Genomic DNA, 20,896 nt, shown 5'->3' on the forward strand with positions numbered 1-20,896 from the left:
TAATGGTCACTCTCACCACCCCGCGCCTGACGCTTTCCACCTTTCAGGAAAGCGACTGGCCGTTCTTTTTACGTCTGCGTCAGGATCCTGACAACATGCGCTATATGGCGGATATTGCCGCCGAGGACGAAGTGCGCCATGTGTTTTTCACCCGCCTGAATAACTCCGGGGCCTTTGTCATCCGCCGTCATCACGATGCGACGCCGCTCGGCGATCTCGGGCTGCGTATCAGCTCGCAGAATCCGCTGGAGGCGGATGTCGGCTACAGCGTGGTAAGCGAGGCGCAGGGTCAGGGCATCGCCAGCGAAGCGTTACGGGCGCTGTGTGAATATGCGTTTGCACAGACGGGCGTGACGGCGCTGAATGCGTATGTGCTGTCAGAGAATCGTGCGTCACAACGGGTGCTGGAAAAACTGGGATTTGTGCAGACGGACGTGCTGCCAAAGGTTTACAGGGTGAACGGCGTGTTTCATGACGACTGCGTGTATCGTCTTGAGCTGGCGGATTTTAAATAAGCCCCTCACCCACAGGATGAGGGGGCCGGTTTACTTCAGCGATCCTTTAAGGAACTGCTGCAAACGCGGGCTTTTCGGGTTGTCGAACAGCTCGGCAGGGGTGCCCTCTTCTTCAATTTTCCCCTGATGCAGGAAAATCACGTGGGAAGATACATGGCGGGCAAAGCCCATTTCGTGGGTGACCACCACCATGGTTTTGCCCTCTTCCGCCAGCTGCTGCATGATGCGCAGCACTTCGCCCACCAGCTCAGGATCCAGCGCCGAGGTTGGCTCGTCGAACAGTAACACTTCCGGCTCCATCGCCAGCGCGCGGGCAATGGACACACGCTGCTGCTGGCCGCCGGACAGGTGCACCGGATATTTCCCCTGGGCGCGCTCGTCGATGCCAACTTTCGCCAGGTATTTCACCGCCCGCTCGCGGGATTCCTGCTTGCTCAGCCCCAGCACCTGAATGGGCGCTTCCATGACGTTTTCCAGCACCGTCATGTGGCTCCACAGGTTGAAATGCTGGAACACCATGGTCAGGCGGGTACGCAGCAGGCGCAGCTGATTTTTATCGGCCACCTTCAATTGACCGTCTTTATCGCGCACCAGCGTAATGTTCTGCCCGCTGACCACGATCGTCCCTTCGCTCGGTTTTTCGAGGAAGTTAATGCAGCGTAAAAAGGTACTTTTACCAGAGCCGGAGGAGCCGATAATGGTGATCACATCGCCCGCATTCGCCTTCAACGACACGCCTTTCAGCACTTCGTGTTCGCCGTAGTGTTTGTGTAGATCGGTAACGTTTAGTTTGTTCTCAGACATCGTATTCTCAGTGCGTCGAAGAAGGTTTCACATGCTGCAACCAGCGCTTTTCCGCCTTGCGGAACAGACTGATCAGCACATAAGAGATAATCAGATACAGCACCGCCGCCAGCCCAAAGGCGGTAAAGGGCTGATAGGTCGCCGAGTTAATATCACGGGCAATCTTCAGCAGATCCGGCACGGTGGCGGTAAAGGCCAGCGCCGTGGAGTGCAGCATGAGGATCACTTCGTTGCTGTAGGCGGGCAGCGCAATACGCAGCGCCGACGGCAGAATAATGCAGCGATACATTTTTACCTGGGAAAAGCCGTAGGCCCGCGCCGCTTCAATTTCCCCGTGCGGCACCGAGCGGATAGCGCCGGCGAAAATCTCAGTGGTATAGGCGCAGGTATTGAGCGTCAGCGCCAGCACCGTACAGTTCAGGCCGCTGCGGAAAAAGGCGTTCAGCAGCTCCGTACCCTTCACCACTTCCAGGGTGTACATACCAGAGTAGAACACCAGCAGCTGTACGTAGAGCGGCGTGCCGCGGAAAATATAGGTGAACAGCCAGATCGGGAACCAGATAAATTTGTTGCTGGAAACGCGTCCGATAGCCAGAAACAGCGCCAGAATGCCGCCCATTACCACGGAGGAGATCAACAGCCACAGGGTGATCGCCACGCCCGTTAAGCGATAGTCATCCGTCCACAGCAGGGATTGCCAGTACTCCTGAATAATCTCGATCACAGGTCAGCCCTCTTCACACCCACGGAGTAGCGACGTTCGAGCAGAAGCAGCACACCATTGGAGACAGTGGTAAACACCAGATAAATTAATCCGCACACTACCGCGAAATAGAACGGCTCCCAGGTGCTTTTCCCGGCCAGCTGCGTGGCTTTTACCACGTCTTCCAGCCCCAGCAGCGATACCAGCGCGGTGGCTTTTAAAATCACCTGCCAGTTGTTACCGATGCCCGGCAGCGCGTAACGCATCATCGCCGGGAACAGAATACGGCGAAAGATCTGCGATCCGGTAAAACCGAAGGCGGTCGCCGCCTCAATATGCCCTTTCGGCACCGCCATAAAAGCGCCGCGGAAGGTTTCGGTAAAATAAGCGCCGTAGATAAAGCCGAGGGTGATGATACCGGCCACCATCGGATCGATATCGATCTGCCCCATGCCAATGGCTTCGGTAACGCTGTTAATGGCAATTTGCAGGCCGTAGAAGATCAGCAGCATCAGCACCAGATCCGGCACGCCGCGGATCAGCGTGGTGTAGCCTTCGAAGATGATGCGCAGCAGGCGGTTGCCGGAAAGCTTGCCCCCGGCCCCTGCCAGACCAATCGCCACCGCCAGCACTACGGAACTGAGCGCCAGCTCCAGCGTAACGATAGCGCCCTGTAAAATTACCTGTGAAAACCCGTACAGCATGCAGCCTGTGTCCTGTGTGTGTTGATGCCGGATGGCGGCTTCGCCTGATCCGGCCTACGAAATGCGCTCACCGCGTAGGCCGGATAAGACGCGTCAGCGACGCCATCCGGCGACCTGATAGCGATCAGCCACCGTAAACGTCAAAATCAAAATACTTCTTCGCCAGTTTTTCGTAGGTGCCATCGGCGCGCATCTCCGCGAAAGCTTTGTTCAGCGCTTCACGCAGTTCGGTATCGTCTTTACGCACGCCCATGCCGGTGCCGACGCCAAACAGTTTTTCATCTTTCACTGACGGGCCGCCGAATTTATAAGCGCTACCGACCTTCGTTTTCAGGAAGCCTTCGCTGGCGGCGACTTCATCCTGGAAAGCGGCGTCAATGCGGCCTGCGGTCAGGTCAGCGTAGATATTGTCCTGGCCCTGATAGGAGACGATTTCCACGCCTTTCGGCGCCCAGTGCACATTACCGTAAGTTTCCTGGGTGGTGCCCTGCAATACGCCCACGCGCTTGCCCTGCAACTTCGCCAGTTCCGGCACGATATCAGAATCTTTTGCCACTACCAGACGGGAATCTGCCGCATAGAGCTTGTCGGTAAAGGCAATCTCCTGCTGGCGTTTTTCGGTAATCGACAGCGACGACATAATGGCGTCGATTTTCTTCGCTTTCAGCGACGGGATCAGCGCGTCCAGCGGGTTCTCAATGAAGGTACATTGCGTATTAATACGTTTACAGAGTTCTTTTGCCAGATCGATGTCGAAACCTACTAATTCACCCTGTGCATTTTTCGATTCAAAGGGCGCGTAAGTCGGATCGGTACCGATACGAAGTTTTTGCGGAATGGCAGCGAAAGCGCCGGAGATACTGGAAACAGCGAACACCAGAGACAGAGATAACACCAGTTTTTTCATATTTATCCTCAACAGCCTGACTTTCCAGGGGGATTTATTAAATGAAGTTGACTGGTATCGTGCCATTGTTCGCCCCGACAAGGCAAAATATTCTGTAACAAGTTACGCTTTTTTTTGCATCGCTTTTGCTTAACTATGCATGAATGCTCCATTGCGGTGCATCAAATGCACCACGCTGAAGCATTCATGTCAGTTATGCACCACGGCGCAACAGGTATCAGTCGCCGTAGACGTTAAAGTTGAAGTATTTTTTCGCCAGCTTATCGTAAGTGCCGTCTTTGCGGATCTCATCAAAAGCTTTATCGAACGCAGCTTTCAGCTCGGCGTCGTCTTTGCGCAGACCAATACCGGTGCCGTCGCCGAAATATTTTTTGTCTTTCACTGAAGCGCCCGCGAAGTCGAAGGTTTTACCGGCAGGCTGCTTGAGGAAGCCTTCGCTGGCGGCCACTTCATCCTGGAAGGCGGCGTCAATACGGCCCGCGGTCAGGTCGGAATAAATCAGATCCTGGTTCTGATAGGCCACAACGTCGACGCCTTTGCTGCGCCAGTTGTCATTTGCATAGGCTTCCTGGGTGGAACCCTGTAGCACGCCCACGTGTTTGCCTTTCAGCGAATCGGTGGTCGGCTGGATGGGCGAGCCTTTCACCGCGATCAGACGGGCGTTAGCAGCGTATAGCGGCTGGGAGAAGGCGATTTCCTGTAAACGTTTTTCGGTGATCGACAGGGACGAGATAATCGCGTCGATTTTCTTCGCTTTCAGGGAGGGGATCAGCGCATCAAAATCGCTGCCGACCCAGGTGCATTTCACTTTGATACGGGTGCACATCTCGTTGCCAAGGTCGATATCAAAACCCACGAAGTCCCCTTTCGCATCCTTGGATGAGAATGGTGCGTAGGTGGCGTCCGTACCAATGCGCACGGTCTGCGGCAGTGCGGCGTTAACGCTGGCGACACCGGACAGTCCCAGCAGTAAAGACAGAGCAACAACCGTCTTCTTCATACATTCCCCTCAAGTTTTCTGATTTTATTATGTATTGCGTTGTGTTGTGTATTTGCTACCCGTCAATGCTTGCATGTCTTATGCCAGTTTGTTGCCGCTGCGATTTACCGCGTTGAGTATGTTAACAAAAGGTTGCAATACTGACGTACAGTGAAAGATAGCAGGTCTGCCGACACACTCGTGGGTTACAAACCGAAAACGGGGATTAAATGTCGAGGATATGATCGCGCTTGCAGAATTGCCCCTTAACGGGGCAGCGCACTACTTGGGGGCATTGCCGCCCGGCCAGCGGGTGAAAAGATCGGCGGGCAGTTCAATATCAAACTGATCCAGCACGCGGTTCACCGTCTGATTAATCACATCATCCAGCGTCTGCGGACGATGATAGAACGCCGGAACAGGCGGCATGATCACTGCGCCTATTTCAGCGGCCTGGGTCATGAGACGCAGATGTCCAAGATGCAGCGGCGTTTCACGCACGCAGAGCACCAGCGGACGTCGCTCTTTAAGCACTACGTCAGCGGCGCGGGTGACCAGGCTGTCGGTATAGCTGTGTACGATGCCGGAGAGGGTTTTGATCGAGCACGGCAGAATCACCATGCCAGCGGTTTTAAACGAGCCCGAGGAGATGGTGGCGGCGATATCGCGGGAGTCATGCACCACATCTGCCAGCGCCTGCACATCTTTAACAGAGAGATCGGTTTCCAGCGCCAGGGTCTGGCGGGCGGCATTACTCATCACCAGATGGGTTTCCACCCCGGCAACATCCCGCAGAACCTGTAATAAACGCACGCCGTAAATGGCGCCGCTGGCCCCGGAGATCCCTACTATGAGTCGTTTCATGTCCATCGCCCTTTCGCTAATTTGCTGAGGACTTTGCAGGATTTTGGCGGGAGTTGCAACAGCCCTCTCCCGGTGAGAGAGGGCCGGAGTGAGGGCGTTATCCCTCGTTATGCATCTCTAAACTTTCCACTTCGTTCTGACGCAGCAGCGCTTTGGTATCGTCATTACGCACGGCGTCGAGATAGTCGAGATACTGCTGATCCACGTCTTTGGTGACGTAGACGCCGTTGAACACCGAGCATTCAAACTGCTGAATATCCGGGTTCTCGGCGCGTACCGCGTCGATAAGATCGTTCAGATCCTGGAAAATCAGGCCGTCGGCACCGATGATCTGGCGGATTTCATCCACTTCGCGACCGTGAGCGATCAGCTCATTGGCGGTCGGCATGTCGATGCCGTAGACGTTCGGGAAACGAATTTCAGGCGCGGCGGAGGCCAGGTACACTTTCTTCGCACCGGCTTCGCGGGCCATCTCGATGATCTGCTCGGAAGTGGTACCGCGCACGATGGAGTCGTCCACCAGCAGCACATTCTTGTCACGGAATTCCGCGCGGTTGGCGTTCAGCTTACGGCGCACAGACTTACGGCGCAGCTGCTGACCCGGCATGATAAAGGTACGGCCAACGTAACGGTTTTTCACGAAGCCCTGGCGGTACGGCTTATCCAGAATACGGGCGATTTCCAGCGCGATATCGCAGGAGGTTTCCGGGATCGGGATGACCACGTCAATATCCAGATCTTCCCATTCGCGGGCAATTTTCTCGCCCAGCTTTTTACCCATATTCACACGGGCGCTGTACACGGAAATCTTGTCGATAAAGGAATCCGGACGGGAGAAATAGACATACTCGAACAGGCACGGATTGCTGACCGGGTTTTCCGCGCACTGACGGGTGAACAGCTGGCCTTTTTCGGTGATGTACACCGCTTCGCCAGGCGCCACGTCGCGCAGGAATTCGAAGCCCAGCGTATCTAACGCCACGCTTTCGGAGGCCACCATATATTCGGTGCGGCCATCAGCGAGATCGCGTTTACCGAGCACCAGCGGACGAATACCGTTGGGATCGCGGAAGGCGACCATACCGTGACCGATGATCATCGCCACGCAGGCATAGGCCCCGCGGATCTGACGGTTGGTGGCGGCGACGGCAGCAAAAATGTTATCCGCTTCTAAGGGGTAGTGGCGGAAGTTATCCAGCTCGCTGGCAAAAATATTGAGCAGGATTTCAGAATCGGAAGTGGTATTAATGTGGCGGCGTTTCTCTTCGAACAGACGCTTACGCAGCTCATGGGCGTTGGTCAGGTTGCCGTTGTGGGCAAGCGTGATACCGTACGGCGAGTTCACGTAAAAAGGCTGCGCTTCTGAAGCGCTGGAGCTGCCCGCAGTCGGGTAACGCACATGGCCAATACCCATGTTCCCCTGCAGGCGCTGCATATGGCGGGCTTCAAATACATCGTTCACCATGCCGTTCGCTTTACGCAAACGGAAGCAGTTAAGTTCATCAATGGTGATAATGCCTGCGGCGTCCTGACCACGGTGCTGCAACACCGACAATGCATCATAAATCGACTGGTTAACCGGCATGAAACCGGCGATACCGACAATACCGCACATACGTATATTCCTCGTTAAGCCACATCTCAGGACTTACGCCCTGGGCAAGAAACTTGACGAGCTTTGCAGATAGTCAAAGAACCATCTGATGATAAAACTAAACTGCGGGATCAGCTGCGACTTTTGCCAGTCTTCGCTTTTGGAAAAGCCGGTAAAGGTGTCGAGAAAGAACAGAATGGCGGCGACAATCAGCGCACCGCGCAGCGCACCGAAGCAAATCCCCAACACCCGGTCAGTACCCGACAGGCCGGTTTTCTCGACAAGCTGACTGATAACATAGTTAACAATAGCGCCGACGATCAGCGTCGCGATAAACAGCACCGCGATAGCAATCCCATTTCGAACCAGTTCGTCTTCAAAGCCCGTGAACCAGACAGACAGGTAAGTGTAGTAATGACTGGCGACAAAGAAAGCACAACCCCATGTCACCAGCGACAACGCTTCACGAACAAAGCCGCGGATAAGGCTAACCAGACAGGAAAAACCAATTACCGCGATGATGGCGTAATCAATCCAGACCATATGTGTCCCACGATTAATCGCCCTGTCATCCAGTTCGGGGCGAATTCTAACAGAAAAAGAAAACGTTTGCGTAGGGATTTCCTTCCCTCGCGTAAATAAAAATGGCGCTGAAAAAATCTTCAACGCCAGCACAGGCCTGGCCTCTGCGGGCCGGGTTTTTGTGCGTTTTTTCTCCCCTCACCCCGGCCCTCTCCCCAGGGAGAGGGGGAAGGAAGTCCGCGAACGCTTCCCTCTCCCCMCGGGAGAGGGYTARGGTGAGGGGAAAATCAGTTCGGGGTATACCCCATCACCACGCCGCTTAAGCCGGAGATCTGCTTCAGCTCGCCAAGGGATCCCTTAAGCTTATCTTTCGAGGCGTCCGGGCCGACCAGAATACGGGTGATTTTACCCTGCACCGGCGTGCCTGGAATAGTGAATACCCGATAACCCGCGCTGCGCAGTTTGCCGGTAACTTCATTAACCTTATCGGCATTCTTCAGCGCCCCCAGCTGCACGACATACGCCTTACCCGTCGGCGCAGGCTTCTCTTCTTCGGCCTGCTTCGGCGGCGTCGTGGCTGCCTGTTGCTGAGCGGTATCGCGCTGCGGTTTTGGTTTTTCCACCGGCTTAGGTTTAGGTGTTACCACCGGCTGCGGGTCAATATCCATTTCAGGATTGTTGGCCGCCTGACGCGAGGCCTCCAGCGACGGCGCCGCGGCGTTGCCCGCCCGCACTTCTTCAGCCGCGCCTTCCGGCGGCTGTGCCGGAAGCGCCTGCGTGGCCGCCGGCAGCATGTCCGGCTCGTCGCGATCGCCGGGTTTTGGCACCAGCGGGATCGCCGCAAACTCATCCTGGTAATGTTTTTTCTGCCCGTCCAGCAGCCCCGGCAGCACAATCACGCCCAGCGCCACCAGCACAATGGTGCCCATTAAACGGTTCTGAAACTTACTCGCCACCGGTTCTCCCCGCGTCCATCGCTTCCATGACATGTGCTACGGTGTGGAAGGATCCACACACCAGCACGGTATCTTCTGGTCTGGCATCCGCCATTGCCGCCCGCCACGCCTGTTCGACGCTGGCAAAGGCGCTGCCGCCGTTAAGGTGCGTCAGCAGCTGTTCTGCCGTCGCGCCCCGCGGCCCTTCCAGAGGGGCACAATACCAGCTATCGACCTGGCTCTCCAGACAGGCAAGCGTTCCGGCAATATCTTTATCATGCAGCATGCCGACCACTGCCAGCACGCGTCCGCTTTTCGGCAGCGCTGCCAGGCGTCCGGCCAGATAAGCCGCCGCATGAGGATTGTGCGCCACGTCCAGAATCACGCGCGGCGACTGGCTCACTATCTGGAAACGTCCCGGTAAAATGGCCTTCGCAATGCCATCGCGGATCGCCGTCTCGCTGATGTTCAGGCCGCTGGCGCGCAGGGCAGCCAGCGCGGTTGCCGCGTTAGGCTGCGGCACCTGCGGTAACGGCAGGCCAGTCAGCTCACCCTGAGCATCGCGAAAACGCCAGCAATTACCCGTGATCTCATACTGCCAGTCGGCATCGCGGCGCAGCAGGTGTGCGCCCTTCTCGCGTGCGACATCGGCAATGCTCTGCGGCATATCCGGCTCGCCGACCACCGCCGGTTTGCCCGCCCGGAAGACACCGGCTTTTTCGCGGCCAATGCTCTCGCGATCCGGCCCCAGCCAGTCGGTATGATCCAGCGCGATGCTGGTCACCACGGCGACATCCGCATCGACAATATTGGTGGCATCAAGACGCCCGCCAAGGCCGACTTCGAGGATCACCACATCCAGCGCCGCCTCTTTGAACAGCCACAGCGCCGACAGCGTGCCGTATTCGAAATAGGTTAAGGAGGTATCTCCCCGCGCAGCTTCGATGGCGGCGAACGAGCGGGTGTGATCGCTTTCTGCCAGCTCTTCGCCCTGCACGCGCACGCGCTCGGTGTAGCGCACTAAATGCGGCGAACTGTAAACCCCTACCCGTAGCCCCGCCGCCAGCAGCACAGACTCCAGCGAACGGCAGGTGGTGCCCTTGCCGTTGGTACCGGCAACGGTAAAGACAAAAGGCGCGGGTTTGAGCACGTCGAGCGTAGCCGCCACGGTCTGGACGCGCGCAAGTCCCATATCGATGGTTTTGCTGTGCAGGTTTTCCAGATAAGAAAGCCACGTGGCCAGGGGCGACGTGGCTTGAGGAATGCTTTTCGTTTCCATGATGCCCGGCTTGAATGCAGTTGAAAAAGTAAAAAGGCAGAGCACCTGCGCTCTGCCCTTCGATTTTATCAGGCTTCGTTTTCCTGATCGGGAACCGGCGGCACCACAATGCTTTCACGCGGCGCATCCGGGTTTGGCGTCGGCAGATTCATCAGCTTCGCCAGAATGCTCGCCAGCTTCAGGCGCAGTTCCGGACGACGCACGATCATGTCGATAGCGCCTTTTTCGATCAGGAACTCACTGCGCTGGAAGCCCGGCGGCAGTTTTTCGCGCACGGTCTGTTCGATAACGCGTGGACCGGCAAAGCCGATCAGCGCTTTCGGTTCCGCGATGTTCAGATCGCCCAGCATCGCGAAGCTCGCGGAGACGCCGCCCATGGTCGGGTCGGTCAGCACAGAGATATACGGCAGACCGCGTTCCTGCATCTTCGCCAGCGCCGCAGAGGTTTTCGCCATCTGCATCAGCGACATCAATGCTTCCTGCATACGCGCGCCACCGGAAGCGGAGAAACAGATCAGCGGGCAATTGTCTTCCAGCGCCTGTTCAACCGCGCGAACAAAGCGAGCACCAACCACGGAACCCATGGAACCGCCCATAAAGGCGAATTCAAACGCCGCAGCGACGACCGGCATACCATGCAGCGTGCCTTTCATCACCACCAGCGCGTCTTTCTCACCGGTTTCTTTCTGGGCAGACGCCAGACGGTCTTTGTACTTTTTGGAATCACGGAACTTCAGCACATCTTTCGGCTCAAGTTCGCTACCCAGTTCCACCATCGATCCTTCATCCATCAGGCTATGCAGGCGGTTACGCGCTGACATACGCATGTGGTGATCGCATTTCGGGCAGACCTCAAGGTTACGCTCCAGTTCGGCACGGTAAAGCACCTGACCGCAGCTGTCACATTTGGTCCACACTCCCTCAGGAATGCTTGCCTTGCGGGTGGGGGTAATATTGCTTTTAATTCGTTCAATCCAGCTCATTGATGACCTTTATGCATGAACCTGGTAGCCCATAAATGGGGCACATTAAAACATAACGCTCGGCAACTTGGGACAAAAAAGTGGTCGAACCGCTGACGGGTTCTTATTTTGTCTGTCGGGCTGCTGCGCGTCGGTGACGAATAATTTCGATTACGCCTGGCAGGATCGAGAGCACGATAATTGCCACGATAAGCAATTTCAGGTTCTCCTGCACAACGGGCAGATCACCGAACAGGTAGCCGGCGTAGGTGAACAGTAACACCCACAACAGCGCGCCGATGACGTTATAGGCCGCGAAGTGACGATACGACATATGCCCCATTCCCGCCACAAAGGGCGCGAAAGTTCTGACGATAGGCACAAATCGCGCCAGGATAATCGTCTTGCCACCGTGCTTATCGTAAAACGCATGGGTTTTATCAAGATAGCTGCGACGGAAGATTTTTGAGTTCGGATTGCTGAACAGCTTTTCGCCGAACAGCCGTCCAATGGTGTAGTTCACCGCATCGCCAAGGATAGCCGCCACAATCATCAGCGTCACCATCAGGTGCACGTTCAGATCGTTCGTCGGCAGAGCGGAGAGCGCCCCTGCGACAAACAGCAGCGAATCGCCCGGTAAAAACGGCGTCACTACCAGCCCTGTTTCGCAAAACAGGATCAGGAACAGGATGGCGTAAATCCAGACGCCGTACTGCGCGACCAGCTCAGCCAGGTGCACATCAATGTGTAAAATAAAATCAATGAGAAAATAAATGAGATCCATGTCTTACGCCTTTGTCTGAATGCATTTAGTCCGCTAAAAACAGCGGACCCATTGGCGGGCGCGGCAGATCGAAGCGGTCGGGATAATCCACCGCCACCAGATACAGGCCTTCCGCTTTCGCCGTTGCTGCCGCAAGCGTTCTGTCCTTCGCCGCCAGCAGTTCTGCTATCCAGCTCTCCGGCTGGTTGTTGGCGCCTACTTCCATCAGGCTGCCGACAATATTCCTGACCATATGATGTACAAAGGCATTGGCTTTGATATCGACCACCACATATGCACCGTAACGCGCCACGTTAATGTGCATCACGTTTCGCCACGGCGTACGCGACTGGCACTGAACCGCCCGAAACGAGGTAAAGTCATTTTCCCCTATCAGCGCCTGGGCCGCACGATGCATCCGATCGGCATCCAGAGGATGATAGTAGTGTGTGACGCCGCGCCCCAGCACGGCAGGGCGCAAACGATGATTGTAGATGACGTAGCGGTAACGGCGAGCCGTGGCGCTAAAACGTGCATGAAAATCATCGGGCACATTTTTTACCCAGCGCACCGCGATGTCACCAGGTAAATTCGCATTTACGCCCAGCGTCCAGGCCGCATCTTTGCGTTGTACGCTGGTTTCGAAATGCACCACCTGCCCGGTGCCGTGCACCCCGGCGTCAGTACGCCCGGCGCAAAACACCGTGATCGGCTCATCCGCCACTTTTGAGAGCGCGGTTTCCAGCTTTTCCTGTACGCTGCGTACTTCGTTCTGCCGCTGCCAGCCGTAATACTTACTGCCGTCGTACTCAATGCCGAGCGCAATCTTGCTGACGGGCTTTGCCTGCGCGTCGGACATTAGTACATGTACTCCTGCACCAGCTTCTCGGCGATTTTCACCGCCATCAGCGCGCCGCCAAAACGGACATTATCGGCCACCGACCAGAACTGGATCTGCTCCGGCATGCCGTAATCGTTATGCACACAGCCCACGGAAAGCTGCGGATTGCCGGAAGCGTCGCCCACCTGGGTCGGGAAGTCGTTAGCCGGGGACAGCGCAATATCCTCGCCGCGCTCGAAGGCATCGCGGGCTTCTTCCGCCGCCAGCGGACGCAGCCCTTCAAAACTGACCATCTGCGCCAGACCATAGAATACCGGCGAACGTACGCAGTTAACGGAGATCATCAGGCCATCGTCCTGGAGGATTTTACGCACCTGATCCACCACCACACGGGCTTCACGCACGCTGCCCTGGCTGTCCGGCAGCATCGGCAGCATGTTGAACGCCAGCTGGCGGCCAAAGAAATCGTCCTCATCAACGGGAATACCGTTGAGCAGTTTTGCGCTCTGCCCCGCCAGCGCATCCACGGCGACTTTGCCCTGGGAGGACGCAGACAGCAGGCTGGTTACGGCGATACGCGACAGACCGCCTTCATCGATCAGCGGCTTAAGGGCGGTCAGCAGCTGGCTGGTGAGGCTGTCCGCCACCGCCACGATATTGCGGTTACGGTAATCTGCCAGCACGAACGGATTGACGTCCGGGACCACCAGCGGCACGTCCGGCTCCATCGCGAACAGACCGCTGGCGTCGATCACCAGACAACCGGAGTTGGTGGCTTCCTCAATGTAACGGGCTGAAGCTTCAGGCCCGGCCACGAAGAACGCCAGCTGCGCCTGCGTCCAGTCGAATTCTTCGGCATCGGTCACGTAGACCGTTTTGCTGTTATAGCGCAGGGCCTTGCCGGCGCTTTCACTGCGCGCCAGGGCGAAAATCTCGCCTGTGGGGAATTCGCGCTCTGCAAGAGTTTCGAGAAGCGCTTCGCCTACGGCGCCGGTGGCGCCCAGGATGGCAATATTCCAGCCTTCAGACATGGTGGTTTACTCCAGACAATAGCAATACGCTCCCCTGCCCGCAGGCGGGAGAGCGACAGAAAATGAGTTAGCGTGTCGGGTGATGAACGGCGTTAAAGCCGAGCTGTTGCAGTAAGGTCGCGGCCTGTGCGTCATCACACTGGATGTACAGCGAAGACCACTCGCGACGCTCAAGATAATTTTTGCGCAGCTTGTCAAATTCACCCGGAATGCCCGCCACTTTTCGCAGTGGCGCATCATCGCGGCGCACATCATACACTAAATGCACCAGTCGTTTCAGCGTTGGCTCATCAAGCGGGCCGTGCAGCGTAATGCGACCGAATTCCGGGGCGGGCAGCAGGGTATCCAGCGCCACCTGCTGACGCTTGCCGAGAAATTCGCTGTAGGCCTCAAACACCTGGGTGGTGCCGCGCGCTTTGCCTTCCAGCGTATAGCCGGCGATATGGGCGGTGCCGATGTCTACTTTATCAAGCAGCGCGACGTTCAGATCCGGCTCCGGCTCCCAGACATCCAGCACCACGCTGAGATCCTGACCGGCGTTCAGCCGCGCCAGCAGCGCGGCGTTATCCACCACCGGTCCGCGACAGGCGTTGATTAAAATGGTGCCGGGTTTAAGTCTGGCGATCAGCGTCTCATCCGCAAGGTGCAGCGTTTTATACGGGCCATCTTTGAACAGCGGTGTGTGGAAGGTAAGAATATCGGCTTCCTGCACCAGCTCGTCCAGCGAACGGAAATCGCCCTCGTCGCCACGGTCGGCGCGCGGCGGATCGCACAATAAGGTGCGCACGCCCAGCGCCTCCAGCCGCGCCTGCAAACGCGAGCCGACGTTGCCCACGCCCACAATGCCGACGGTGCGATCGCGCAGGCTAAAACCATCGCGCTCGCCCAGCATCAGCAGCGCCGAAAAGACATATTCCACCACTGCGATGGCGTTACAGCCTGGCGCCGCAGAAAAGCCAATGCCCGCCTGCGCAAGCCAGGCGTCATCGACATGATCGGTACCGGCCGTGGCGGTGCCGACAAACTGGATCGCGGTTCCGCTGAGCAGGGATGCATTGACCTTCGTCACCGAGCGCACCATCAGGGCATCGGCATCGTTCAGTTCCGCCACCGGGATCGGGCGGCCAGGGACAGGTTTAACCTCGCCCAGACGACTGAACAAATCACGGGCATAAGGCATATTTTCATCAACGAGAATTTTCACGTTCCGGTACCTGTATGATAACGAGAGATAAGCGTGCAAGTGTGCCATAATCTCGCCGCCAGGCATACCGAGAATGCCGACCACCGTTACGAGGATTTTGAATGATGCAACCCATCCAGGGTGTGCCGGTGCGCCCTCCTGGGCAAGACCCAACTCCACCCGCCAGTGCTGCGGGCGAACAACCGCTCTCCTCGCAACAGCGCACCGTGCTGGAGCGCCTGATCACGCGCCTGATCTCTTTAACGCACCAGCAGGGCGCGGAAGTATGGGCGGGAGTGAAGCACGATTTAGGATTAAAAAATGATACCCCGCTGCTGTCGAAACACTTTCCGGCAGCGGAACAGAGCCTGAATCAGCGTCTGGAGAATGCCAGCCAGCAGCACGCTAACCGCCAGGTGCTTTCCCGGCTGACAGAGCTGTTAGGCCAGGGCAACAACCGTCAGGCGGTGAGCGACTTTATCCGCCAGCAGTTCGGCCAGACGGCGTTAAGCCAGTTGTCGCCGGATCAGCTGAAAACGGTGCTGGTGATGCTGCAAAAAGGCGAGCTGAATATTCCGCAGCCTCAGCAGCGCCCCGCCACCGACAGGCCGCTGGTGCCTGCCGAGCACAATGCCCTGAATCAGGCGGTGACTAAACTGGCTGCCGCAACCGGCGAGTCCGGAAAACAGATCTGGCAGTCAATGCTGGAGCTGTCCGGCGTGAAGACCGGCGAGCTTATTCCGGCAAAACACTTCGCGCCGCTGATGACCTGGCTTCAGGCGCGTCAGACCCTCAGCCTGCAACCCGCGCCGACGCTGCATACCATGCAGGCCGCGCTCAAGCAGCCGATGGACAGCAACGAATGGCAGCATATTCAGGATTATGCCCAGCAGACATTCCAGCTCACGCCGCAAAGCGTGCTGACCAATGCCCAGGTGCAGGATCTGCTTAATTTTGTCTTCCTGCGTCGTACCGAGCGCGCGCAGGAAACGCTGGAAGTGCGCGATATACAGCCGATTTACAGCCCGCTGTTCGCGCCGGTGATGGAAACGGTGAAAACCCTTTCAGCCCGCCCGGGCCTGATGTTTGTTGCCCTGATGGTGGCATTGTTGCTGGTGTGGATCGTCATTTAACGACACCGCCGGGTAGATTTCCCTACCCGGCGTTCTGTTTAGTGCTTACACATTCTCGCCATTACTTTTTATAACGTCGCGATACCAGTCGAAGGATTTCTTCTTACTGCGCGCCAGCGTGCCCTTGCCCTCGTTATCTTTATCGACATAAATAAAACCGTAGCGCTTTTTCATCTCGCCGGTACCGGCAGAGACCAGATCGATACAGCCCCACGGGGTATAACCCATCAGATCCACACCGTCCTCCACCACCGCTTTTTTCATTTCGCGGATATGGTTTTCAAGATACTCAATGCGGTACTGATCGTTTACCGTGCCGTCAGGCTCTTTTTCGTCGATCGCGCCAAAACCGTTCTCGACAATAAACAGCGGCAGCTGATACATATCGTAGAACCAGTTCAGCGAATAACGCAGGCCAACCGGATCGATTTGCCAGCCCCAGTCCGACGCTTTGACATACGGATTTTTCACCAGGCTTTTGGTTTCGTCATAATCGAGCTGCGGATTATCGTCCGTCGCTTTGGTGGCAAAAGACATGTAATAGCTAAAGCCAATATAATCCACACAGCCGCGGGTCAGGATCTGGCGATCCTCATCGGTAATATCCAGGTTAAAGGCTTTCTGCTCGAAGTAATTTAAAATGTGCCGCGGGTAATAGCCGCGCACATGGACGTCGGTAAACCAGTAGCGGCGATGCATGGCACGAACCGACATCATCATGTCGTTCGGATCGCAGCTTAACGGATAAATCGGGCACATGGCGATCATGCAGCCGATCTGAAACTGCGGGTTAATGGCATGGCCCGCTTCCACCGCCAGCGCGCTGGCCACCAGCTCATAATGCGCCGCCTGATACATGATTTTTTCGCGATCTTCACCGGGCTTATAATGCAGGCCGGAGTTAGTGAAGGGGGCAAAATCTTCGTGGAAATTGGCCTGGTTATTTATTTCGTTGAAGGTCATCCAGAATTTCACTTTATTCTGGTAGCGGGTGAATACCGCTCTGGCGAAACGGACAAAGAATTCGATCACCTGACGATTGCGCCAGCCGCCGTATTCGGTCACCAGATAATAGGGCATTTCAAAATGCGAGAGGGTGATCACCGGTTCGATATTATATTTCAGGCACTCATCAAACAGATCATCGTAAAATTGCAGCCCGGCTTCATTTGGCTCCAGCTCATCCCCTTTCGGGAAAATACGTGTCCAGGCGATGGAGGTGCGGAAGCATTTGAATCCCATTTCCGCAAACAGCTTAATGTCTTCTTTATAGCGATGGTAAAAATCGATGCCTTCGTGGTTGGGATAATATTTGCCTTCAATCACCCCTTCGGTGATCTCACGCGGCACGCCATGACGGCCTGCCGTCATCACATCCGCCACGCTGACGCCCTTCCCTCCTTCGCGCCAGCCCCCTTCCAGTTGATGCGCCGCGACCGCGCCGCCCCAGAGAAAATCCGCTTTAAATCCTGGCATGCTTACCCCCTTTTCCGTTGATAACGCAAAGAGAATAACAACGACGCGGCAGCTTTACCGGATCGACATCACATTATTGGCCAAGGCTCAGAAATGAAAAAAGGAGCCATCAGGCTCCTTTCAGATTCTTGCCGGGCGGCGGCTGCGCCGCCGGGCATGTTAATTACGCGTCAAATTTACGCATCACCAGCGTGGCGTTGGTGCCGCCGAAACCGAAGCTGTTAGACATGACGGTTTTCAGTTCGCGCTCGGTGGTTTTGGTCACGATGTTCAGGCCTTCTGCCTGCGGATCCATTTCTTCGATGTTGATGCTTGGGGCGACGAAACCGTGCTCCAGCATCAGCAGGGAATAGATGGCTTCCTGAACGCCCGCCGCGCCCAGCGAGTGACCGGTCATGGCTTTGGTGGCGGAGATCGCCGGGGAGTTATCGCCGAAGACTTCGCGGATCGCGCCCAGCTCTTTCACATCGCCAACCGGCGTCGAGGTGCCGTGAGAGTTCAGGTAATCGATCGGCGTATCCACGCCGTGCATCGCCATCTTCATGCAGCGCACTGCGCCTTCGCCTGACGGGGCAACCATGTCTGCGCCATCGGACGTTGCGCCGTAACCGACGATTTCAGCATAGATGTGCGCGCCGCGCGCCAGCGCGTGCTCAAGTTCTTCAACCACCACCATACCGCCGCCGCCTGCGATCACGAAACCATCGCGGTTTGCATCATAGGTACGGGACGCTTTGGACGGGTCGTCATTGTATTTAGTGGACAGCGCGCCCATCGCATCAAATTCACAGGCCATTTCCCAGCCCAGCTCTTCGCCGCCGCCAGCAAACACGATGTCCTGTTTGCCCAGCTGGATCTGCTCAACGGCGTTGCCGATGCAGTGTGCGGAGGTCGCACAGGCGGAGCTGATGGAGTAGTTAACGCCGTGGATTTTGAACGGCGTGGCGAGGCAGGCGGAAACCGCAGAGGCCATCGCTTTGGTCACAACATAAGGACCGACCGCTTTCAGACCGCGCGGGCTACGCATGGCATCTGCGCCGAATACCTGCGCTTTGGACGAGCCGCCGGAACCGGCAACGATACCCACGCGTGGGTTGTTCTGATACATCTCCTCAGTCAGACCGGCGTCCTGCACTGCCTGCTGCATAGACAGATAGGCATAAACAGAGGCATCGTTCATGAAACGGACCACTTTGCGATCGATCATGCCGGTGGTGTCGAGTTTTACGTTACCCCATACATGGCTACGCATGCCAGCATCAAGAAATTCTTGAGAGAAAGTGATCCCTGAGCGTCCTTCACGCAGAGATGCCAGGACTTCCTGCTGGTTGTTACCGATGCTGGAAACGATGCCCAGGCCAGTAATCACTGCACGTTTCATTCAATACCCCTGTAAGTCGAACTATTTTAATATTCGAGTGGCAAGATAGCGTACACTTGTACGCCGAACAAGTCCGATCAGCGAATTTATGCAGAAATTTGCACCAACTGACACTCCTCGTTAAGATCGTGACACTGCCCGCCACACGAGTAACTTACGTGAAACAAACCGTTATACAACCTGCCAACCTCGAATTTAACGCTGAGGGTACACCTGTTTCCCGAGATTTTGATGACGTCTACTTTTCCAACGATAACGGGCTGGAAGAAACGCGTTACGTCTTTCTCGGCGGCAATCAGTTGCCCGCGCGTTTTCGCACCCATCCCCGCGAATTAATGGTGGTGGCGGAGAGCGGTTTTGGCACCGGCCTGAACTTCCTGACGCTGTGGCAGGCGTTTGACGCCTTCACCGCGGCGCATCCCCATACTGGCGTACAAAGATTACATTTTATCAGTTTTGAAAAATTCCCTCTGCGCGCCGACGACCTGCAAAAGGCGCATCAGCGCTGGCCGGAACTGGCCCCCTGGGCGGAACAGTTACAGGCGCAGTGGCCGCTGCCTTTTGAAGGCTGTCACCGTTTATTGCTTGATGGCGGACGGGTGACGCTGGATCTGTGGTTTGGCGATATTACTACCCTGACCGACGCGCTGGACGATTCGCTGGATCAAAAAGTGGACGCCTGGTTTCTGGATGGTTTTGCGCCTGCTAAAAACCCGGATATGTGGACTCCGGCGCTGTTTAACGCCATGGCGCGGCTGGCGCGCCCGGACTGCACGCTGGCGACCTTCACCTCCGCCGGTTTTGTGCGTCGCGGGCTACAGGACGCCGGTTTTACCATGCAAAAATGCAAAGGGTTTGGACGTAAACGTGAAATGCTCACCGGCGTGATGGCGCAGACCCGTGAGCCTGCCCCGCGCGCACCCTGGTTTGCGCGCACCAGCGCATCCGGCCGTGAAGTGGCGCTTATCGGTGGCGGGGTGGCCAGCGCGCGGTTATCCCTCGCCCTGCTGCGCCGGGGCTGGCAGGTGACCCTTTACTGCGCCGATGCCGCCCCTGCGCTTGGCGCGTCCGGTAATCGTCAGGGGGCGCTCTATCCGCTGCTGAATGCCCACGATCCGGCGCTGGCGCGCTTCTTCCCTGCCGCCTTCACTTTTGCCCGCAGACTGTATGACACGCTGCCGGTGGCGTTTGATCATGACTGGTGCGGCGTGACGCAGACCGGCTGGGATGAAAAGAGCCAGCATAAAATCGATCAGATGTTATCTCTGGCGCTGCCGCAGGAGATCGCCGCGGCAGCCGATGGGGCGCGCATTGAAGCAACGACCGGCGTTGATGCCGGCTGCGGCGGTATTCAGTATCCGCTCGGCGGCTGGCTGTGTCCGGCCCAGTTGACGGCGGCGGCCATTGAGCTGGGCGTCACTCAGGGTCTGAAAGTGCATTATCAGCGGGACGTTGCCGAACTGACGCAGGGGGAGAGTGGCTGGCAGCTGCGTTTTGCTGATGGCGCTCAGGCCGCCCATGCGGTGGTGGTGCTGGCGAACGGGCACCGGCTGGGGGATTTCGCCCAGACCGAGGCGTTGCCGGTCTATCCGGTGGCGGGCCAGGTCAGTCATATTCCCACCACGCCGGGGCTGTCGCCTTTACGGCAGGTATTGTGCTACGACGGCTATCTGACGCCGCAAAATCCGGTGAATCAGCAGCATTGCATCGGCGCAAGCTATCATCGTGGCGATCGCGAAACGGCGTATCGCGAGGACGATCAGCAGCATAATCGCCAGCGCTTGCTGGACTGTTTTCCGGATGCCGCTTGGGCGAAAGAGGTGGATGTAACGGCTAAGGAGGCGCGCAACGGCGTGCGCTGCGCCACCCGCGATCATCTGCCGGTGGTCGGCAACGCACCTGATTTTGCGGCGACGTTACGGGAATATGCGACCCTGGCGGAACACCCGGCGCAGGCGGTCAGCGCACCGGTGTGGGAAGATTTATATCTGCTGGGGGCGCTGGGTTCGCGGGGATTGTGCAGCGCCCCGCTGGCGGCGGAGATCCTCGCCGCGCAGATGAGCGACGAGCCGATCCCGCTGGATGGCGAGACGCTGGCGGCGCTGAACCCAAACCGCTTTTGGGTACGGAAATTGTTAAAAGGCAAAGCGGTGGTAACACCCCACGGGGCGGGCCAGTAAACCTGCACGTATCACCCGGCGGCGCAGGCTTGCCGGGCCTACATACCTGTTGTAGGCCGGGTAAGCGACAGCGCCACCCGGCAAAACAGCGGGCACGGGGCCAAATATAACGCCCGGCGGCGCAGGCTTGCAGGGCCTAC

At 57.1% G+C, this 20,896-nt stretch carries 20 protein-coding genes; 3 read left to right on the forward strand and 17 right to left on the reverse strand.

Going from position 1 to position 20,896, the window contains the following annotated elements:
* Window positions 1-2: 2 nt before the first annotated feature.
* The gene (locus QRD42_RS18425; protein ID WP_321987810.1) at window positions 3-515 is read left to right on the forward strand and encodes a GNAT family N-acetyltransferase; all 513 of its coding nucleotides are present in this window, start codon (window positions 3-5) and stop codon (window positions 513-515) included.
* A gap of 30 nt (window positions 516-545) precedes the next feature.
* Here QRD42_RS18425 and hisP read toward each other — a convergent pair whose 3' ends face one another.
* From hisP to pdxB, 15 genes are all read right to left on the reverse strand, one after another.
* Window positions 546-1,319, reverse strand: a complete 774-nt coding sequence (hisP, locus tag QRD42_RS18430) for a histidine ABC transporter ATP-binding protein HisP (protein ID WP_072569229.1) — start codon at window positions 1,317-1,319, stop codon at window positions 546-548.
* Between the two features lie 7 nt (window positions 1,320-1,326).
* Entirely contained in the window at window positions 1,327-2,043 is a 717-nt protein-coding gene (locus tag QRD42_RS18435; RefSeq protein WP_321987811.1) for an ABC transporter permease, read from the reverse strand.
* Window positions 2,040-2,726, reverse strand: coding sequence for a histidine ABC transporter permease HisQ (locus tag QRD42_RS18440; protein ID WP_072569231.1), 687 nt, complete (start codon window positions 2,724-2,726; stop codon window positions 2,040-2,042). Before QRD42_RS18440 ends, QRD42_RS18435 begins: the two co-directional genes overlap by 4 nt.
* 124 nt (window positions 2,727-2,850) lie before the next feature.
* Window positions 2,851-3,633, reverse strand: coding sequence for a histidine ABC transporter substrate-binding protein HisJ (gene hisJ, locus QRD42_RS18445; RefSeq protein ID WP_072569232.1), 783 nt, complete (start codon window positions 3,631-3,633; stop codon window positions 2,851-2,853).
* A 217-nt stretch (window positions 3,634-3,850) separates the two neighbouring features.
* Window positions 3,851-4,633 (reverse strand): lysine/arginine/ornithine ABC transporter substrate-binding protein ArgT, encoded by a 783-nt coding sequence (gene argT / locus QRD42_RS18450; protein WP_072569233.1) that lies wholly within the window; start codon window positions 4,631-4,633, stop codon window positions 3,851-3,853.
* Between the two features lie 261 nt (window positions 4,634-4,894).
* Window positions 4,895-5,476 (reverse strand): UbiX family flavin prenyltransferase, encoded by a 582-nt coding sequence (locus QRD42_RS18455; RefSeq protein WP_321987812.1) that lies wholly within the window; start codon window positions 5,474-5,476, stop codon window positions 4,895-4,897.
* 97 nt (window positions 5,477-5,573) lie between these two features.
* Complete coding sequence (purF, locus tag QRD42_RS18460) at window positions 5,574-7,091, reverse strand: amidophosphoribosyltransferase (RefSeq protein WP_072569235.1); 1,518 nt, start codon at window positions 7,089-7,091, stop codon at window positions 5,574-5,576.
* Window positions 7,092-7,124: 33 nt separating this feature from the next.
* Window positions 7,125-7,613 (reverse strand): colicin V production protein, encoded by a 489-nt coding sequence (gene cvpA, locus QRD42_RS18465; protein ID WP_072569236.1) that lies wholly within the window; start codon window positions 7,611-7,613, stop codon window positions 7,125-7,127.
* A 266-nt stretch (window positions 7,614-7,879) separates the two neighbouring features.
* Complete coding sequence (dedD, locus tag QRD42_RS18470) at window positions 7,880-8,548, reverse strand: cell division protein DedD (protein ID WP_321987813.1); 669 nt, start codon at window positions 8,546-8,548, stop codon at window positions 7,880-7,882.
* On the reverse strand, window positions 8,538-9,806 hold the full coding sequence (gene folC / locus QRD42_RS18475) for a bifunctional tetrahydrofolate synthase/dihydrofolate synthase (RefSeq protein WP_321987814.1): 1,269 nt from the start codon (window positions 9,804-9,806) through the stop codon (window positions 8,538-8,540). Before folC ends, dedD begins: the two co-directional genes overlap by 11 nt.
* Window positions 9,807-9,874: 68 nt before the next feature.
* The gene (accD, locus tag QRD42_RS18480) at window positions 9,875-10,789 is read right to left on the reverse strand and encodes an acetyl-CoA carboxylase, carboxyltransferase subunit beta (RefSeq protein WP_318362805.1); all 915 of its coding nucleotides are present in this window, start codon (window positions 10,787-10,789) and stop codon (window positions 9,875-9,877) included.
* A 103-nt stretch (window positions 10,790-10,892) separates the two neighbouring features.
* Window positions 10,893-11,552: a DedA family protein gene (locus QRD42_RS18485; RefSeq protein ID WP_072569240.1), complete on the reverse strand. Its 660-nt coding sequence runs from the start codon at window positions 11,550-11,552 to the stop codon at window positions 10,893-10,895.
* A gap of 25 nt (window positions 11,553-11,577) precedes the next feature.
* Window positions 11,578-12,390: a tRNA pseudouridine(38-40) synthase TruA gene (truA, locus tag QRD42_RS18490; protein WP_072569241.1), complete on the reverse strand. Its 813-nt coding sequence runs from the start codon at window positions 12,388-12,390 to the stop codon at window positions 11,578-11,580.
* Window positions 12,390-13,403 (reverse strand): aspartate-semialdehyde dehydrogenase, encoded by a 1,014-nt coding sequence (locus QRD42_RS18495; protein WP_072569242.1) that lies wholly within the window; start codon window positions 13,401-13,403, stop codon window positions 12,390-12,392. Before QRD42_RS18495 ends, truA begins: the two co-directional genes overlap by 1 nt.
* A gap of 67 nt (window positions 13,404-13,470) precedes the next feature.
* Window positions 13,471-14,607 carry a 4-phosphoerythronate dehydrogenase PdxB gene (pdxB, locus tag QRD42_RS18500; RefSeq protein WP_321987815.1) on the reverse strand — a complete coding sequence of 379 codons (1,137 nt, stop codon included), beginning with the start codon at window positions 14,605-14,607 and terminating at the stop codon, window positions 13,471-13,473.
* Window positions 14,608-14,711: 104 nt separating this feature from the next.
* Here pdxB and flk point away from each other — a divergent pair, with 104 nt between their 5' ends.
* A complete protein-coding gene (flk, locus tag QRD42_RS18505; protein ID WP_072569496.1) occupies window positions 14,712-15,719 on the forward strand; it encodes a flagella biosynthesis regulator Flk in 1,008 nt (335 codons plus the stop codon).
* A 45-nt stretch (window positions 15,720-15,764) separates the two neighbouring features.
* Here flk and QRD42_RS18510 read toward each other — a convergent pair whose 3' ends face one another.
* Both QRD42_RS18510 and fabB read right to left on the reverse strand, forming a co-directional pair.
* Window positions 15,765-17,195, reverse strand: coding sequence for a 6-phospho-beta-glucosidase (locus QRD42_RS18510; RefSeq protein WP_318362803.1), 1,431 nt, complete (start codon window positions 17,193-17,195; stop codon window positions 15,765-15,767).
* A 163-nt stretch (window positions 17,196-17,358) separates the two neighbouring features.
* Entirely contained in the window at window positions 17,359-18,576 is a 1,218-nt protein-coding gene (fabB, locus tag QRD42_RS18515; RefSeq protein WP_072569245.1) for a beta-ketoacyl-ACP synthase I, read from the reverse strand.
* 158 nt (window positions 18,577-18,734) lie between these two features.
* On the opposite strand from fabB, the gene mnmC reads away from it, so the two are divergent.
* Window positions 18,735-20,756 carry a bifunctional tRNA (5-methylaminomethyl-2-thiouridine)(34)-methyltransferase MnmD/FAD-dependent 5-carboxymethylaminomethyl-2-thiouridine(34) oxidoreductase MnmC gene (gene mnmC / locus QRD42_RS18520; RefSeq protein WP_321987816.1) on the forward strand — a complete coding sequence of 674 codons (2,022 nt, stop codon included), beginning with the start codon at window positions 18,735-18,737 and terminating at the stop codon, window positions 20,754-20,756.
* Window positions 20,757-20,896: the final 140 nt, after the last annotated feature.

The sequence above is a fragment of the Enterobacter sp. PGRG2 genome, assembly GCF_030291195.1.
GTDB lineage: Bacteria > Pseudomonadota > Gammaproteobacteria > Enterobacterales > Enterobacteriaceae > Enterobacter_D.